Below are 15,925 nucleotides of genomic sequence, written 5' to 3'. Positions count from 1 at the left end.
TCAGCGACACACCGCCAGCGCGTCCAGCGCCACCGCGCCCTGCCCGAACGGCAGCACCACCAGCGGGTTGATGTCGAGCTCGGCCAGGTCGGTTCCCAGCTCCAACGCCATGCGCTGGACCCGCAGGACGACCTCGACGAGGGCGTCGACATCGGCCGGCGGGCGGCCCCGGACCCCGTCCAGCAGAGCCCGTCCGCGCAGTTCGGCGAGCATGTCCCGCGCCTGCTCCTCCCCGAACGGCGGCACCCGTACGGCGGTGTCGCGCAGCACCTCCACCAGGACCCCGCCCAGACCGACGGTGACCGTCGGGCCGAACAGGTCGTCATGGGTCACCCCGACCACCATCTCCACCCCCCGCTCGACCATCTGGCAGACCAGGACGCCGTCCAGCGAGACCCCCTCGTAGCGGGCGATGTCGGTCAGCTCGCGGTAGGCGTCGCGGACCTGGCTCGCCGAGGTCAGGCCGATCTTCACCAGCCCCAGCTCGGTCTTGTGCGCGATCTGCCCGCCGGACGCCTTCATCACCACCGGGTAGCCGACCAGCCCCGCCGCCCGCACCGCCGCCGCCGCGCTGGTCACCAGCTGCTCACGCGGGACCCGGATGCCGTACGCCCGCAGCAGCTGCTTCGCCGCGTGCTCGCTGAGCTGCTGGCCGGGGCGCATCAGCAGCTGCGCCTTGCGGAAGGACGGGGACGGGGTGCGCGGGGCCTGGTCGAAGGGCGAGCGGTAGTCGCGCACGAAGCGGTGGTGCTCCAGATACGCCCGGACGGCGGTGATGCAGTTGCCGAGGGAGCGGAAGGTCGCCACCCGGGAGGAGCCCAGCAGCACCTCGCGGTAGGCCGGTTCGGTGCCCACCGGCGAACCCCACACCACGCACACCAGCTTGTCCGTCCGCTCCGCCGCGTCCACCAGGTCCTGCACCAGACGGTCGCTGAGCGGGGGGAAGGGGCCGGTGATCGGGCAGATCAGCACCCCCACCTCGGGATCGTCGAGGATCGCGTCGATGATCTTCCGGCCGCGCCAGTCGCCCACCGGATGGCCGCCGTTGTCGACCGGGTTGGCCACGTTCAGGTACGCGGGGATCCACTGGTGCAGCTCGGCCTGCCTGGCGGGCGACAGGGCCGGCAGCCGCAGTCCCGCCGCCGTCGCCAGGTCGGCCGCGTGGGCGCCGGTGCCGCCCGAGATCGAGTAGACGACCACACCGTCCGCCTGCGGGCGGCGGGCCCGGGCCAGCAGGGCGGCGGTGTCCTGGAGTTCGTCCAGTCCGTCGACGCGGATCACCCCGTACTGCCGCATCGCCGCGTCCACCACCTCGTCCGCGCCGGTCAGCTTGCCGGTGTGGGAGGCGGCGGTGCGGGCCCCGGTCTCGGTGCGGCCCACCTTCACGGCGACCACCGGGACCCCGCGCCGGGCCGCCCGGTCGGCGGCGAGCAGGAAGGCCCGGCCGTCCTTCAGCCCCTCCACGTAACAGGCGATGGCGCCGACCTCGGGCCGCTCGGCGAAGTAGGACAGGAAGTCGGCGGTCTCCAGATCGGCCTCGTTGCCGGTGGGCGCCCAGTGGGAGAGCCGGATGCCCAGCTCCTGGAGGGCGAAGACCGGGCGGCCCTGGTGGCCGGACTGGGTGATCAGCGCGATCGACGGGCCGGGGAGATCCTCGCGGAACCGCTCGAAGGCGTTGAGATTGGTGTTGGGGCCGAGCAGCCGGATGCCCGAGCCGTCCACGGCCGCCGCCAGCCGGGCCTGCGCCGCCGCGCCCGCCTCGCCGGTCTCCGCGAAGCCCGAGGCGAACACGACGGCGAACCGCACCTTCGCCTCGGCCAGTTGCTCGATCACCGGCAGCGGGTCGGCGACCAGCAGCACGGCCAGGTCGATCTGCTCCGGCAGTTCGGCGACCGATGCCACGCAGGGGATGCCGAAGACGGACGCGCGGGTGGGGTGCACGGGGTGCAGCCGTGCCCCCACCCGTTCGGCCCAGCCCACCAGTTGCCGGGTGACACCGGTGTTGGGGCGTCCCTCGGCGTCCGAGGCGCCGATGACCGCCACCGACTCGGGCCGGAAGAACCGGTCCAGATCGGGGACGGTCGTATACAGCGGCCGGCCGCTGACGTCGAGGTCGTCGACGTCGACGGGCCGGCCGTGGACGGCGGGCCCGGGCTGTTCGCCGCACGCGATGACCCGGGCGCGGCGGGAGTCGGTGGTGAGGGTGCCGTGGGTTGATCCAAGCATCGGTCCGCCCGCTCCTGTGTGACTGGCAAGTAACTGACGCACTGTCAGATTACAGACCTGACGGGATGTCAGGAATGGGCGTGCAGCGAGAAAGGAGCGGACCTTTCGGGGACGGCCCGGGCGGCCCGTGGCCCTACAGCGCGGCCAGCACCTCCTTCGCCACCCGCTCGCCGGAGCGGACGGCGCCGTCCATGAAGCCCATCCAGTAGGTCGAGGTCTCGGTCCCCGCCCAGTGGATACCGCCCACCGGCTTGCGCAGGGCGGGACCGTACTGGGTCAGGACGCCGGGCGCGGCGATGGAGACGGGGCCGCCGCGGGTGTAGGCCTCGTTGTTCCAGCGTTGCAGGACGAAGGAGGTGGGGGAGGCCGCTTTCGCGCCGAAGTACGTCACGTAGTCCTTGAGTACCGCCGCCTTGACCTCGGCCTCGCTCGCCGCGTCGTAGGCCCGGGCCTCGTCGGCCTCGATGAAGCCCATCAGCGCGCCGTAGGAGGCGTCCGGCGGGGAGTTGTCGAAGGTGGAGCTGACCACGCCGGTGTCGCTGACGACCTGGCCGTTGAGGCCGTCGGCCCGCCAGAAGGGGGTGTCGTAGATCGCGATCGCCTTGGCGACCGAGGCCATCGGCAGCCGCTGGGTGAGCTGGTCGCGGCCGGCCGGCAGGAGCGGGTCGTAGGTGATCCGGGCGGCGAGCGGCGGGGGCGCGGCGACGACGACCTTCTTCGCGGTGACGGTGATGCCGTCGGCGGTCACGACGTACTTGCCGCCGGACTGGGCGATCGTGCGCACCGGGGCGTTCAGCACCACCCGGTCGCCGAGCGTGGCGGCCAGCTTGATCGGCACCTGCTGGGAGCCGCCGACGAAACGCCGTTCCTGGGCGCCGTTCGCGGTCTCGGTGAGGCGTTCCAGGGTGCCGACGGTGGACTCGTTGCCGGCGGCGGCGATGTAGAAGAGCACGAACAGGAGGGAGAGCTCCCGGGGTTCGGCCGAGAAGATCGAGGTGCAGGCCACGTCCAGGAGGAACTTGGCCGACGGGATCACGGCGTTGGCGCGCAGCCAGGTCTCGAAGGTCTGCCGGTCCCATTCCTCCGCCTTGGCGGCGGTCCAGGGCGCGTCGACCGGGATCGTCTTGGCCATGTCGTCCAGCGAGGACTGCACGATCGCGGCGTTGGCGAGCCCGGCGACGTCGATCGGCGGGACCGAGCCGAGGAGGCCGTCGGTGGCGTACGGGGTCTTCTTCCCGTCCTTGTAGAGGAGGTTGTCGCCCGTGTTGTAGGTGGCGAAGGTGGCCACGCCCAGGGAGTCGGCGAGGGCCTTGATGCGGTCCTGGGTGGGGCCGATGAACTCACCGCCGCCCTCCGTCACCCCGCCGTTGGTCAGGGACAGGTTGAGGACCCGGCCGCCGACCCGGTCGCGGGCCTCCAGTACGGCGACGGTCTTGCCGGCCGCCACCAGGTCGCGGGCCGCGGTGAGTCCGGCCAGGCCGGCGCCGACGATCGCGACGTCCACCTCCCGGGTGGCCGCCGCGGCGGCCGGGCCGGCGGCGGTCGCGGTGAGGGCGGTCGCGCCGGCGGCCACGGCCGCGGTGCGCCCGAGCAGGGAGCGGCGGGAGAGGCCGTCGCCGGAGCGGGGGGAGAGCTGTCTTTCACGTGCCACGTGCGTCCTCCACGGAGAGGGGGCGGAGCAGAAAGGTGAACAGGGCTCACATTCTGGCTCCGCACCAGGGCGCGCGACAACGCCCTCGTCACATCTGGCACAGGTGTAACTGGCAGCAGAACGAGGGGAGTTACCGGGAGTAACGGAAATTACCGGAGCTGCCGGGCCACGGCCTTCGCGATGCGGTCCGCGTCGATCGACAGTTCGCGCAGGGTGCCGCTGATGGGGGTGGTGAAGCCGGTGAAGTAGAGGCCGGGGGCGTTCTTCGGGGTGCGGGGGCCGTGGGCGTGCGGGAGGCCGCGCTCGTCGAGGACGTCGAGGTGGCCGACCAGGCCCTCCAGGGCGCGGACATAGCCGGTGGCGGCCACGACGGCGTCCGGGGTGACGCGCGTGCCGTCGGCGAGGACGACCTTGCCGCCGTCCTCGAAGGACTCGACGGCCGCCACCACCTCCACCCGGCCCTTGCGGACCGCGTCGATCAGGCCGACGTCCTGCACCGGGATCGCGCCCTGCCTGACCCGGCTGTAGAGGCCGGTGTCGGGGCGCGGCAGGCCGTGCGCCGAGAGGTCCGGCACGCTGAGCCTCGCCATCGGGCGGGCCAGCCGGTCGACGAGGCCGACGGGCAGCCGCCGTACCAGGATCGCCGTGTACTGGGCGGCCCAGCCGGCGGTGGAGCGGCGCACGATGTGCGGGGCGGTGCGCACGGACAGCCGTACCCGTTCGGCGCCGTTCTCGACGAGGTCGACGGCTATCTCGGCGCCGGTGTTGCCGACGCCGACGACGAGGACGTCACGGCCGGTGTAGGGCTTGCCGTCACGGTAGGCGCCGGCGTGGGTGAGGTCGCCGGTGAAGGCGGAGCGGCCGGGCCAGTCGGGCAGGAAGGGGGTGTGGTTGTAGCCGGTGGCGACGACGACGGCGGCGCCGGTCAGTTCACGGCCGCCGGTGGCGTGCAGCAGCCAGCCGGTGCCGTCCCCGGTGCGCTCGATCAGGGAGACCTCGACGCCGGTGACGATCTCCAGCTCATGGACCTCGGCGTACTTCTCCAGGTACCGCACCATGTTGTCGCGGGTCACCCAGCGGCCGAACCGGCGCGGCATCCTCAGCCCCGGCAGGGCGGAGAGGCGGCGGGTGGTGTGCAGATGCAGCCGGTCGTAGTGGCGGCTCCAGGACGCACCGACCCGGTCGGCCTTCTCCACGACGACGGCGCGTATCCCCTGGGCGCGCAGGGCGTACGCGGCGGCGAGTCCGCCGGGGCCGGCGCCGATGACGTAGACGGGGCGGTCGGCGGGGTTCGCGGTGGTGATCGCGGGCGGTGCGGAGTCTTCCATGAGCGCGAGCGTAATCACGCGCGCGTTCGGTGGGTCTCGGTCAAGACCGGAATTGGTTGCGGATCGATCACGCTTGGGGAGGTTGTGCGGGCAACTTGTGGCGTGGGCCACTTGGTTGTGAGAAAGGCGCGAGGAGGGTGCGAAGGCTGCGGGAAAAGGTGCGACGCCTGGTCCAGGTGCGCTTGGGCCAGGCGTCGCGGGCGGACGGCGTCAGTAGCTATGACGGGAAACGGACGCCGCCGCGTTCAGGGGTGCCGTCCTCCAGGGTACGGATCGGCTCCGGGTCCGGCTCACTTCTTTGCCTTCGCCTGGTGTCCGGTCACCTTCGCGATCCAGGTGATGAAGTCGCCCGGGTCGGTGTTGGCGCCGTGGCCCTGGTCCCAGTAGTAGAGGTGGTTGACGTCGTCGCCGAGGGTGTGCGCGGCGGCGGCGAGGTTGGCGGAGACCGTGTGCGAGGTGTCCGAGTCGTTGGTGCCCAGACGGATCCACCAGTGCTTGGTACGGGCCCGGTTGGGCTCGTCGGCGAGGAAGTGCATCGGGTTCATCAGCCGCAGCACCTCGGGGATGTCGCTGTCGAGGCGCGTGGCGGTGGTCCCGCTGGTGTCGTGCTTCAGGCTGTACGCCGTGAAGTGACGCGTCTGTGCGGTCCCCTTGCCGAACAGGTTGTTCTCGCCCGCCGACAGGTCGAAGGCGTCGAAGGCCGGGGTGGTCTTCTTGCGGGCGCCGACGTGCGTGAGGAAGTCCTCCCAGGAGAAGGAGGCCTTGCCGTTCTTCCAGGTGATGAAGGTGTTCGCGGCGAGGTAGGCGGTGCGCTCGGAGTCCGGGAGGTCGGTCAGGTACCGGGTGGCGGAGGGCTCCAGGTACTGCTCGACCAGGTACGCGTCGTAGTTCCGGGCGGTCAGCCGGGTGCCGTCGAGGCCCTTGAGCCGGAGGCCGGCCTGGTACTCGGCGAACTGGGCCTGCAGGGCCTTCGACACGGTCTGGTCGACCTTCGAGCCGGAACCGGTGGCGTTGGAGCCCCAGTTCCACTCGTAGGCGCCGTCGGCGTGGTCCAGGTCGGTGATCGGGCACCAGGCGCCGGTCGCGAAGATCGCGTCCGAGGCGTCGGCGGCGCCGATCTCCCTGAGGAGCCTGTCGTAGAGCGGGCTGTCGCCGGACGCGCCGAGCAGCGCGGACAGGGCGCCGCCGGCGCTGGTGCCCGCGGAGACGATCCGGTCGGTGTTGCCGGGGATGCGGCCCTTGTTGGACCGGATGTAGCGCACGGCGGCCTTGAGGTCGACGATGGCGGCGGGGGCGACGCCGTAGTACTCGCCGTCGGAGTTCTTCAGCGTACGGCCGCGGGCGCCGGGCTCGATGACGACGTACCCGGCGGCCAGGGCCAGCAGCTGGTTGGAGGAGGTGGCGCCGCCGTCGGCGTTGGTGTTCTCGTTCGCGTTGGGCGCGGCCGAGGCACTGGCCGCGCCGGAGGGGAGGGTGCCGCCGGGCATCCCGCCGCCCCCGCCCGCACCGACCCCGGTGGCGTCCGCGACCGAGGACGGCATGTACCCGCCGATGGAGTTCGCGAGCAGGATCGGCGCGTCGCTCGCGTCGACCGCCTCGCCGTCGATCTCGACCGGGGCGCTGACGATCAGGGACTGGTAGGTGGCGTCCACGGGGTCGGCGACATAGGTGATCGCCTTCCAGAAGTGGTACGTCACGGAGTGCTCGTCGCCGTCGGCGTCGGTGACGCTCGTGGTCAGCGTGGTGTGGGCGTCCGGGTCGAAGACCAGGGAGTCCGAGCCCGACGCGGAGGTGTCCGAGGCCTGCGCGCTCAGGGCGATGCCGCCCACCGCGGCGACTCCGGCGGTGGCGCCGATGCCGATGACGACCGACCTGCGCTTGATTGCCCTGTGCTTCACGGTTCGACTCCCTCGGTTTCGCTGCTTGCGGTGTGAACGTACCGAGAGTGCGAACAAAATTGCCAACAATCAGGGGTCATTCATGGGGACCCCACAGCTTCAGGGCGGGCGCACAGGTTTCGCGGTCTTCCCGGATCCCGTCTTCCCGGATCCCACCATCTGACGTACCGTCAGATCCATGGATGCGATCTGGCTCGACGGTGCCCAGTGGCTGGCGGTGCTGCGGATCGGGCTCGGGCTGTGGTGGCTGGAGAGCTGGCGGCACAAGGAGAAGAAGAGCTGGTTCGAGGGCTCCGGCATCGCCTGGGCGGCGGACGTGGCGGCCAAGCACCGCTGGAACGCCGTGCGTTCGGGCTTCGAGGTCGTCGTCAAGCCGCGCCCGCGCGTGATGGCGTACGTCGTCGTCTACGCCGAACTGGCCCTCGGCCTGGGGCTGATCGCGGGCTTCCTGACCCCGGTCGCCCTCGTCGCCGGCCTGCTCCTCAACCTGGTCTACCTCGTCCTCATGATCCACGACTGGGCCGAGCAGGGCCAGAACGGCATGATGGCGCTGATCTCGGTGGTCGCGCTGGGCGGCATGGCCTGGCAGACCTGGTCGGTGGACGACGCCCTGGGGCTCTTCCTGTGAGCGCGCGCCACGACCTCCCCGAGGCCGACGCCTTCACCCGGACGTACTGGGACGCGGCCGCCGCGGGCCGGCTGCTGATCCGGCGCTGCGGGGCCTGCGCACGCGCCCACCACTACCCCCGCGAGTTCTGCCCGTACTGCTGGAGCGAGGACGTGACCTGGGAGGACGCCGGCGGCCGGGCCACGCTCTACACCTGGTCGGTCGTCCACCGCAACGACCTGCCCCCGTTCGGGGAGCGGACCCCGTACGTCGCGGCGGTCGTCGACCTCGCCGAGGGACCCCGGATGTCCACCGAGGTGGTGGGGGAGGAGCACGGCGCGCTGCGGGCCGGGATGGCACTGAAGGTGGCCTTCCGGGAGGGGGTGCCGGTGTTCCAGGGGGACGTGCGCCGTGCGCTGGACTGACTGGACGGCCTTCTTCGTCGCTCAGATCGCGGTGGCGCAGATATCCGCCGTCACCTTCTTCCGGGACGCGAGGAACGCGCTGGGCTGCCTCGAACAGCTCCTCTGCTACTTCCTGAGCATCGGCTTGGCGGCGATCGACGGCCTCGTCCTCGCGGGTGTCGTGGGACCGGGCTGGCCGCTGCCCGCCAGAACCAGCGCGCAACTGCTCGGACTCGCCCTGATCGCGCGGCTCCTCAACGAGGCGAACTACCAGGCGACGAAGCCGCGGAAGTACATCCGCCATGTCCCGGACGCCGACAGCGACGACATCGCCCGGGGCCGGGTCGCGCTGTGCATGATCGGCGTCGGGCTCCTGGTCGTCGCGGAGGCCTGGGCGTACGACGCCTGGTAAGGGGCCAGGTGTTGAATGGCCGGATGACTGGCATCCGCGCACCCCGCACCGCCCCGCACCCGCCGGAGATACACGGCCACGGTCTGACCCTCCGCCGCTGGGACCCGGCGTCCGCCACCGATGTGGACGCGTGGCTGCGCGGACACACCGACCCGGAGTTCCGGCGCTGGAACACCCCGATCAGGACGATCACCGACACCGCGAGCGCCGTGGAGTCGCTGGTGGCCAAGGCCGCGGACACGGAGGCGGGGCGCGCCGCGACTTTCTGCGTCACCGCCGCCGACGACGGGACGGTGCTCGGGCAGATCTCCGTCAACGCGATCGACCGGGTGCTGAGCAACGCGGTGGTCGGCTACTGGGTGCTGCCCGAGGCGCGCGGCCGGCACGTCGCCACCCGCTCCCTGCTGCTCGCCGCCCGCTGGGCCTACGACGAGGTCGGCCTGCACCGGCTGGAACTGGGCCACGCCCTCGGCCACGACGGCTCCTGCCGGGTCGCCGAGCGGTGCGGGTTCCGGTACGAGGGGACCGTGCGCGGGGCGATGTGGGAGGAGGGCCGACGCGACGCCTTCCGCGACGTCCACCTGCACGGACGCCTGGCCACGGACCCGGAGCCGCAGGGGCCGTAAATCGGGGGCGGTGCGGCCGCGGGGTGCGCCACGATGCGGGGCATGACACCGGACGACTGGCACCTCACCCATGACCTCGACGCCTTCTGGGACCGCGCCGGCGACTTCCTCGCCTCCCGGCCCGCGCCGCACACCGTGCCGCTGACCGTGCTCGAGAACCTGCGCCTCAGGGGGGTGAACGTCTACGGCGAGGAGGCCCCCCTCTTCGGTGTGCTGGAGCGGGGCGGCGCGGTGGAGGCGGTGTCCCTGCACACCCCGCCGTACTGGATCAACCTCACCTCCCTCACCGGGGAACAGGCCGACGCCCTCGCCGTCCGGCTGGCGTCCGCCGGACACCGCCTTCCCGGAGTCACCGCCGACCGCGCCACGGCCGACGCCTTCGCCGACGCCTGGAAGCGGCACACCGGCGCGGGGGCGGACCTCTGGAAGGAGCAACGCCTCTACCGGCTCGGCGAGTTGACGGTCCCCGAGCCGGTGCCCGAGGGCGCCCCGCGGATCGCCACCGCCACCGCCGCCGACCGTGCCCGGCTCATGAGCTGGTACGAGGAGTTCGGCGAGAGCATCGGCGAGCGCCAGCTCCAGGACACCGGCGCGCTCGCCGACGCCCGGATCGCCCACGGCGGGGCCCTCTTCTGGGAGACCCCGGACGGCACCCCCGTCTCCCTGGCCGTGGTCACCCCCGAGGTGGCCGGCCAGGTGCGGGTCACCACCGTCTACACCCCCGCCCACCTGCGCGGCCGGGGCTACGCGGGCGCCGCGACCGCCGAGGTCAGCCGAGCGGCCCGCGCCGCCGGGGCCCGCGAGGTGCTCCTCTTCACCGACCTGGCCAACCCCACCAGCAACGGCCTCTACCAGCGCATCGGCTACCGGCCGGTGGCGGACTTCACGGTGTACCGGTTCGGGGAGTGACCTCAGGGTCCCAGCAGCCGCGCCCGCTCCTCGGCGGTGAGCGGCACGGACGGCGGCCCCGGGTCGGTCAGCCTGGCGTAGAGGCCTCGGCAGGCCCGGTCCTCGTCGGGGAACCGCTCCAGGACGGTGCGTACGCCGCGCTGACGTACGCCCACGACCCAGCCGCCCGCTTCCTCCGCCAGGTAGAGGCGGTCCTCCGGCCGGGGTGTGCCGGGCGGGGCGGGGCAGCCGGCGATCTCGTACAGCCCGGCGGGGACGCCCGCCGCCCGAAGCGCCGCACACAACCCGCGCCGATCCACTCAGTTGGCGCGTTCCAGGTTGCCGCTGTTGATCAGGGAGCTGACCGTGGCGCCGGTCTTCACATGCGGGCAGTACATCGCCGCCGACGCGACGGAGGTGACGTACTGCACCCCCTGCCCCGGCTGCTCGAAGGCGGGGGCGGTCGGACCGGCGCAGACCAGCGTCGGCTTCTTCACCCGGTACAGGTGGTAGTTGTACGGGAAGCGCGGGTCCTGGGTGTCCAGGCCGGACGGCGGAATGGACCGCTCGGCGTACTTGGCGCCGGCCGGGGCCAGGAACTTGCCGAACTCGTTGCCGAAACGGTCCAGGAGCTGGCCGACCGGGAGGGTCGCCTCGGTGGCGATGGGCGCGCCCTGGGCGTTGTGGTCGAAGCCGTCGTCCGGGATCAGCGCGTACTTCCAGTCGCCGATGCCGTGCTCCAGGGCCGGGTCCCACCACTTGTTGAGGAACTCGACGGGGGTGAGGGTGCCGAACCGGTTGTAGCCCTGGAGGGTGGCGCCGATGAGACCGGAGTCGGGCAGCCGGGCCGGGCCGAACCGCCAGTCGTTGCAGTAGTACGGCGTGTGGGCGTACGGGTACGGCGAGGGCACCAGCCCCAGGCACGGGGACGCCTGCCTGTCGTCCGGCGCGGAGTCACCGTACCCCTGCGGTGCCGTCTCCTTGCCGGCCGCCCGCGGGACGGGCAGCGGCGCCACCACGGACCGCTCGGCGGCCGGGGCGGCCGTGGCGGGCGAGGGCGCGCCGAGCAGCACGGAGCCGGCGAGCCCGGCTGTCGTGACCAGGGCCGCACTCCAACGACGGAACGTCACTGAACACCTCCGCGAGATTCGTCCGCGAGCCGAGGAAGCTCACGGAAAGTCATGAACCATCACAGAGCGTCATCAGGGGTGTCGCAATCGGAGGGGGCCGAACGGCGCAGCCGCGCCACTCCGCGTTTGTCACCGGCCGACCACAACGTCGTACCGGAGTCGTCCGGACAGGCATCAGGACGGTTCGCGTGGTCTCTGCTTCTCTGGGGAACACCCCCATGAGACCAGGGAGTTGCCGTGCACCCCGACACCACGACCTGCCCGTCGCCGACCAGCGCTCCCGTCGATGCCCCGTTCGCCCCCGCGCTTGCGGAGAACCTCTCGTACAGCTTCACGCTCCCGGCCGCCCCGCGCAGTCCCGGTGTGGCCCGCGCCGCGACCCGGACGGTCCTGAGGGCGCACGGCCTCACCGAGGTGACGGACGCGGTCGTCCAGGTGGTCAGCGAACTGACCGCCTGCGCCTGCCGGCTGTCCACCACCAAGGAGGTGTACGTCTCGCTGCGCCACCGCGGCGGCGACCTGCGCGTCACCGTCTACGACGGCCACCCCCGCCACGAGCGGGCCCGCCTCGGCGCCATCTGCGTCCTGTCCCGCCGGGTGTCCCTGCGCGTCCTGGACGAGGTCGTCCGAGCCTGCCACGGCGACTGGGGAATCGGCGGCGAACACGAATCGGGCGGCGGCACCCGCATGTGGGCGGTCCTGCCCCGCACGGGGGCGGCCCGGTACCTCGCGGGTCCCTCAGGGCCACAGCAGCTGCCGTGACCAGCCGTCGCCGTCCCTGACGTACGACAGCCGTACGTGCCGGCGGCGCTCCTCGCCCTGGAAGAACTCCGCCTCCTCGGGGTGGAGCCGGTACAGGGTCCAGGTGGGGGACTCGGCCGTCGGGTCGGCCTGGGCCTGTTCCCAGGCCGCCCGGGACACGGCCGCCAGCTCCTCCGTCGAGGAGAGGGGCTCGCTCTGGCGGCCCGTCAGGGCGGCGGCCAGGGCGCCGGTGGAGCGGGCGTGCAGGTCGGCCTGGGCCTCGCCGGAGGGGGCGGAGGTGACCGGGCCGCGGACGCGGACCTGGCGGCCGAGCAGCGGCCAGTAGAAGGTGAGCGCCGCGTACGGGCGGGCGGCGAGCTGGCGGCCCTTGCGGCTGGTGGCGTGGGTGGCGAAGGACCAGCCGGTGGCGTCGGCGCCGTGCAGCATCACGATCCGGGCGTCCGGGCGGCCCTCCTCGTCGGCGGTGGCCAGGGTCATGGTGTGCGGCTCCCGCTCACCCGCCGCCACCGCCTCGGCGAACCAGGCGGTGAACAGCTCCACCGGGGTGCCGGGGGCCCGCTCCGGGTCGAAGGGAGGCAGCCGCGTCACCTCCGGGTCCCACACCCGCAGTGACCTCAGCAGCTCATGAAGATCCGTAGCCATGCCCCGAGTATCGGCCCCGCGTATCGGCTCCGCCGATCAGCGCCGGGTGAACTGGGCGCTCGTCGACTGCACGGCGTCCGGTTTCACGGCGATCCCCTCGACGGTGAGCTGCTCGCCGTAGATGTCGGTCAGCCGGATCGCGGCGCCGCAGCCGGTGCCCTGCTCGGAGAGGAAGTAGTTGTACTCGGTGCGCGCCAGCCGGACCCAGGAGCCGCCTGCACGGACCTCCAGGCGGGCCAGCGGGTTGCGGTGGCCGATGGCCTGGATGCCGCACCAGTACTGGGTGGAGCCCGTCTTGTAGCGGATCGAGATCTTGTCGCCGGTGTCGGGGCTGAGGAGGTTCCAGGTGATCTGGATGCGGCCGGCCGAGAGGGGAGCGAGTTTCGCGAAGGCCTGCTGACTCAGGTCCAGTTGGCCCGCCTGGCAGGGCGCGGGGCACTCGTTGGTGATCCTTACGGTGATCGACTTGCCGCCCGCGTGGACGGCCACGAACGCGCCGCAGGCCTTCGAGGTCTCGTAGTCGGCGGTGTTCATCGCCGCCGTCATCACGTCGGAGGTGGGGCCGTAGGAGCAGGCGCCGTCGCCGTTGCCGACGTCGTAGGAGGTGGCCACGCCCCGGTAGGTGACGCCGGGGCGGATCCGGCCGGCCAGGGAGCCCGTCGTCGACGTCTTCGGGGCGGTGGCGGTGGTGGCCTTCGCCCGGGCGGAGGCGGCGGAGGTGGCGGCCGCGGTGGCCGAGCGGGACGCGGACGCGCCGGCCGTCGGGCTCGCGGAGCTCGCGGACGGCGTCGGCGACCCGGAGGCCGAGGGCGTCCCGGGCGTCGGCGAGGCGCTCGCCCGGGCGCCGGAGACGGGCTTGGCCGCGTCCCGCACGTCGGCGGTCCCGCCGCCGCCCGGGCGGAAGGCCACGGCCAGCGACACGACGAGCGCCACGGCGGCGACGGCGACGGCGGAGAGCAGCGCGGTGTGGCGCCGGGGGCGGGAGCGGCGGCGGTGCGAAGGGGTGGTCACAGTCGAGTCCTTCGGTCGGGCGGGGCTCCGGTGACGAGAGCGTCCGCCCATCAGTTGCCGCGGACCTCCCAAAGGTTGCCGTGAGTCCATACGGCCTCGGGGGCGCCCGGGTTCACCCGGTTCCGTCCGGATCGCTCACGTCACCTTCTCGTACTGGCCCAGGAAGCGTGCCCGCCCCTCCTCCACCCGGTACAGGAAGAGGCCAGGCTGGTGGACCAGCTGAAGGGTCGTGGCGTCGAACGACATCTTCTTGCAGACGCCTTGGTAGGTGAGTGTGCGCAGCCGCCGTGTCACACCGCCCCGCTCCACCCCGTCCGGGCCGAGCAGCCGCAGTCCTTCGGCGGCCAGGCCGAGCGCGTCGTAGGCCTCGGCGGCGTACGGGGGCACGTCGTCGACGCCGTAGCGCTCGCGGTACGCCGCCGCGAAGGACCGCGCCGCCTTCGACGCGGGAGAGGCCGAGGGATCCACGTACGTCGTGCCGAACACCCAGCCCTCGGCGGCCTCGCCCGCCTCCTTCAGGAACGCCGGACCCAGCACCGGCTCCACGGCCGCGCACGTGCCGGTGAATCCGGCCTCGCGTGCCGCGCGGGCGCACCGGGCGGCACGTGAGGCGGAGGTGCCGGTGTAGACGAGGGCCTGGGCCTCGGCGGCGATCGCCGCCTGGACGGCCGGGCGGAAGTCCTCGCCGTCGGCGGCGACGGTGTGGAGGGTGGTGGTGCCCTCGGAGGGCGGGTACTCGTTCAGCGATCTCGCCCTCTTCCAGCTGGTCTGTCCCGCCGCCCGGTCGTCGAGGGCGGCGGTTCTGCGGGCGGGTTCGACGTGGGTGAGATACCAGCCGACCGGCGTCGTCATGGAGATGTCGCTGGGTCTGAGCTGGAAGACCGCCGTGTTCGAGGTGCTGGAGAGACGGTCGTCCCCGGCGGAGACGATCAGCGAGGGCAGGAGCGCCTTCTGATAGGTCTCCTGGGCGGCGACGGCCGTCTCGTCCGTCGTGGGGCCGATCACCGCGTACACCGTGCCGTCCGCCGTGAGGCCGTCGGCGATCTCGACGGCCCGCGCGGGCTTCCCGCCGTCGTCCCGCACCTTGAGCACGAGGTCGAACGCCCGGTCCGTACGGGCGTTGTGACGCTCCACGGCGAGCCGCGCCCCCCGCTCCTGCGCCTGCCCGAGGCTCTGGTGACCGCCGCTCAGGTCGGCGTGCAGCCCGATCGTGTACCGGGGCAGCGGCCCCTGCCCGCCGCCCGTCCCGCCCCCGGGTCCCGCGCCCGAGCGGGCCACCCACGCCGCCACCCCGCCACCCGTCCCGAGCACCCCCAGGGCCGCCCCGAGGACCATGAACCGCCGCCGCGAGGGCCGGACCCCCACCCGTGTCTCGTCGAGGTCCGACGGGCCGCGCACCGGGCCCGGCAACTCCAGTACCCGCGCCGCCCGTTCGGCGATCAGCCCCGGCAGGGGAGTAGGCAGCCAGCCGCTCCCGGCGGCCCCACCGGAGCCACCGGGATCAAGCGCCGCCCGGACCTCCTCCGCCGTGGGCCGCTCGCCCGGGTCCTTCGACAGGCAGGCCGTCAGCAGCGGCAGCAGGGCATCCGGTACGCCGGTGAGGTCGGCGTCCCCGTGCACCGTGCGGTAGACGACGGCGGCCGGCGTGCCGGTGCCGAAGGGGCGGCGGCCGGTGGAGGCGTGGGCGAGGACGCAGGCCAGGGAGAAGACGTCGCTCGGCGGGCCGACCCGGTCCGCCCCGCCCGCCCGGGCCTGTTCGGGGGAGAGGTAGCCCGGTGAGCCGATCACCACGTCGCTCGCGGTGAGCGCCGTCGCGTCCGCCGAGCGGGCGATGCCGAAGTCGATGAGCCGTGGCCCGTCCAGGGCGAGCAGGACGTTGTCCGGCTTGACGTCCCGGTGCACCAGACCGGCCGTGTGCACCTCCGCCAGCGCCTCGGCCAGCCGGGCGCCGAGCACCCGTACGCTCTCCGGCGGCAGCGGCCCGTAGCGGGCGACCGCGTCGGTGAGCGGCGGCCCGGGGACGTACGCCGTCGCCAGCCACGGTTCGCGGGCCTCCGGATCGGCGGCGGTCACCGGCACCAGCCAGCGTCCGCCCGGCCGCGTGGCCACCTGCTCGCCGAGCCGGCCCACCGCTTCCGCCTCGCGCCGGAAGCGCACCCGGAAGTCGGGGTCGGCCGCGTACTCGGCGCGGATCACCTTGAGCGCGACCAGCGCCCCGCCCGGAGTACGGGCCAGATAGACCACCCCCATGCCGCCCGCGCCCAGCCGGCCCAGCAGCCGGTGGCCGCCGACGGCCTGCGGGTCCCCGGGACGCAGGGCGCTGACGGGCACGGCGGGGTG

15 protein-coding genes are annotated in these 15,925 nt (G+C 73.0%); 6 read left to right on the top strand and 9 right to left on the bottom strand.

The annotated features are described in order from the left end of the window. The 4 genes from ACYQ8Q_RS20535 to ACYQ8Q_RS20520 all read right to left on the bottom strand — a co-directional run bounded on the left by ACYQ8Q_RS20535 (position 1) and on the right by ACYQ8Q_RS20520 (position 7,103). A complete protein-coding gene (locus ACYQ8Q_RS20535; protein ID WP_460066852.1) occupies positions 1-2,226 on the bottom strand; it encodes an acetate--CoA ligase family protein in 2,226 nt (741 codons plus the stop codon). A 133-nt stretch (positions 2,227-2,359) separates the two neighbouring features. After that, complete coding sequence (locus tag ACYQ8Q_RS20530) at positions 2,360-3,877, bottom strand: flavin monoamine oxidase family protein (protein WP_460066849.1); 1,518 nt, start codon at positions 3,875-3,877, stop codon at positions 2,360-2,362. A gap of 149 nt (positions 3,878-4,026) precedes the next feature. Further along, positions 4,027-5,205, bottom strand: a complete 1,179-nt coding sequence (locus ACYQ8Q_RS20525) for a flavin-containing monooxygenase (protein WP_460066848.1) — start codon at positions 5,203-5,205, stop codon at positions 4,027-4,029. A 290-nt stretch (positions 5,206-5,495) separates the two neighbouring features. Beyond that, a complete protein-coding gene (locus ACYQ8Q_RS20520) occupies positions 5,496-7,103 on the bottom strand; it encodes a subtype B tannase (protein ID WP_460066847.1) in 1,608 nt (535 codons plus the stop codon). A 178-nt stretch (positions 7,104-7,281) separates the two neighbouring features. Between ACYQ8Q_RS20520 and ACYQ8Q_RS20515 the strand changes: the two genes are divergently transcribed. Genes ACYQ8Q_RS20515 through ACYQ8Q_RS20495 form a run of 5 tightly spaced genes read left to right on the top strand, consistent with a single transcriptional unit; the run spans position 7,282 to position 10,061 of the window. Continuing rightward, entirely contained in the window at positions 7,282-7,731 is a 450-nt protein-coding gene (locus ACYQ8Q_RS20515) for a DoxX family protein (RefSeq protein ID WP_460066846.1), read from the top strand. Next, entirely contained in the window at positions 7,728-8,135 is a 408-nt protein-coding gene (locus tag ACYQ8Q_RS20510; RefSeq protein ID WP_460066843.1) for a Zn-ribbon domain-containing OB-fold protein, read from the top strand. The genes ACYQ8Q_RS20515 and ACYQ8Q_RS20510 overlap by 4 nt, the downstream gene beginning before the upstream one ends. After that, a complete protein-coding gene (locus ACYQ8Q_RS20505; RefSeq protein WP_460066841.1) occupies positions 8,122-8,526 on the top strand; it encodes a hypothetical protein in 405 nt (134 codons plus the stop codon). Before ACYQ8Q_RS20510 ends, ACYQ8Q_RS20505 begins: the two co-directional genes overlap by 14 nt. 23 nt (positions 8,527-8,549) lie before the next feature. Further along, complete coding sequence (locus ACYQ8Q_RS20500; RefSeq protein ID WP_460066838.1) at positions 8,550-9,152, top strand: GNAT family N-acetyltransferase; 603 nt, start codon at positions 8,550-8,552, stop codon at positions 9,150-9,152. Between the two features lie 42 nt (positions 9,153-9,194). Next, complete coding sequence (locus ACYQ8Q_RS20495) at positions 9,195-10,061, top strand: GNAT family N-acetyltransferase (protein ID WP_460066836.1); 867 nt, start codon at positions 9,195-9,197, stop codon at positions 10,059-10,061. A gap of 2 nt (positions 10,062-10,063) precedes the next feature. Here ACYQ8Q_RS20495 and ACYQ8Q_RS20490 read toward each other — a convergent pair whose 3' ends face one another. Both ACYQ8Q_RS20490 and ACYQ8Q_RS20485 read right to left on the bottom strand, forming a co-directional pair. Beyond that, complete coding sequence (locus tag ACYQ8Q_RS20490; protein WP_460066834.1) at positions 10,064-10,345, bottom strand: hypothetical protein; 282 nt, start codon at positions 10,343-10,345, stop codon at positions 10,064-10,066. 15 nt (positions 10,346-10,360) lie between these two features. Continuing rightward, entirely contained in the window at positions 10,361-11,170 is an 810-nt protein-coding gene (locus ACYQ8Q_RS20485; RefSeq protein WP_460066832.1) for a TNT domain-containing protein, read from the bottom strand. Positions 11,171-11,407: 237 nt separating this feature from the next. Between ACYQ8Q_RS20485 and ACYQ8Q_RS20480 the strand changes: the two genes are divergently transcribed. After that, on the top strand, positions 11,408-11,932 hold the full coding sequence (locus ACYQ8Q_RS20480) for an ATP-binding protein (RefSeq protein ID WP_460066830.1): 525 nt from the start codon (positions 11,408-11,410) through the stop codon (positions 11,930-11,932). On the opposite strand, the gene ACYQ8Q_RS20475 is transcribed toward ACYQ8Q_RS20480, so the two are convergent. The 3 genes from ACYQ8Q_RS20475 to ACYQ8Q_RS20465 all read right to left on the bottom strand — a co-directional run bounded on the left by ACYQ8Q_RS20475 (position 11,909) and on the right by ACYQ8Q_RS20465 (position 15,916). Next, positions 11,909-12,574 (bottom strand): pyridoxine/pyridoxamine 5'-phosphate oxidase, encoded by a 666-nt coding sequence (locus tag ACYQ8Q_RS20475; RefSeq protein WP_460066828.1) that lies wholly within the window; start codon positions 12,572-12,574, stop codon positions 11,909-11,911. The two genes, ACYQ8Q_RS20480 and ACYQ8Q_RS20475, sit on opposite strands and share 24 nt — an antisense overlap. A gap of 36 nt (positions 12,575-12,610) precedes the next feature. After that, entirely contained in the window at positions 12,611-13,585 is a 975-nt protein-coding gene (locus ACYQ8Q_RS20470; protein WP_460066825.1) for an expansin EXLX1 family cellulose-binding protein, read from the bottom strand. A 135-nt stretch (positions 13,586-13,720) separates the two neighbouring features. After that, a complete protein-coding gene (locus ACYQ8Q_RS20465) occupies positions 13,721-15,916 on the bottom strand; it encodes a bifunctional serine/threonine-protein kinase/ABC transporter substrate-binding protein (protein ID WP_460066822.1) in 2,196 nt (731 codons plus the stop codon). Positions 15,917-15,925 lie beyond the last annotated feature (9 nt).

The organism is Streptomyces sp. YKOK-I1 (assembly GCF_054660435.1).
Note: the sequence above shows the minus strand (reverse complement) of the source record. Positions and strands in the feature narration are given on the sequence as shown.

Coding starts and splice junctions, on each gene's coding strand:
- ACYQ8Q_RS20525 (WP_460066848.1), bottom strand. CDS start 5,205: ATGGAAGACTCCGCACCGCCCGCGATCACCACCGCGAACCCCGCCGAC.
- ACYQ8Q_RS20515 (WP_460066846.1), top strand. CDS start 7,282: ATGGATGCGATCTGGCTCGACGGTGCCCAGTGGCTGGCGGTGCTGCGG.
- ACYQ8Q_RS20535 (WP_460066852.1), bottom strand. CDS start 2,226: ATGCTTGGATCAACCCACGGCACCCTCACCACCGACTCCCGCCGCGCC.
- ACYQ8Q_RS20500 (WP_460066838.1), top strand. CDS start 8,550: ATGACTGGCATCCGCGCACCCCGCACCGCCCCGCACCCGCCGGAGATA.
- ACYQ8Q_RS20495 (WP_460066836.1), top strand. CDS start 9,195: ATGACACCGGACGACTGGCACCTCACCCATGACCTCGACGCCTTCTGG.
- ACYQ8Q_RS20475 (WP_460066828.1), bottom strand. CDS start 12,574: ATGGCTACGGATCTTCATGAGCTGCTGAGGTCACTGCGGGTGTGGGAC.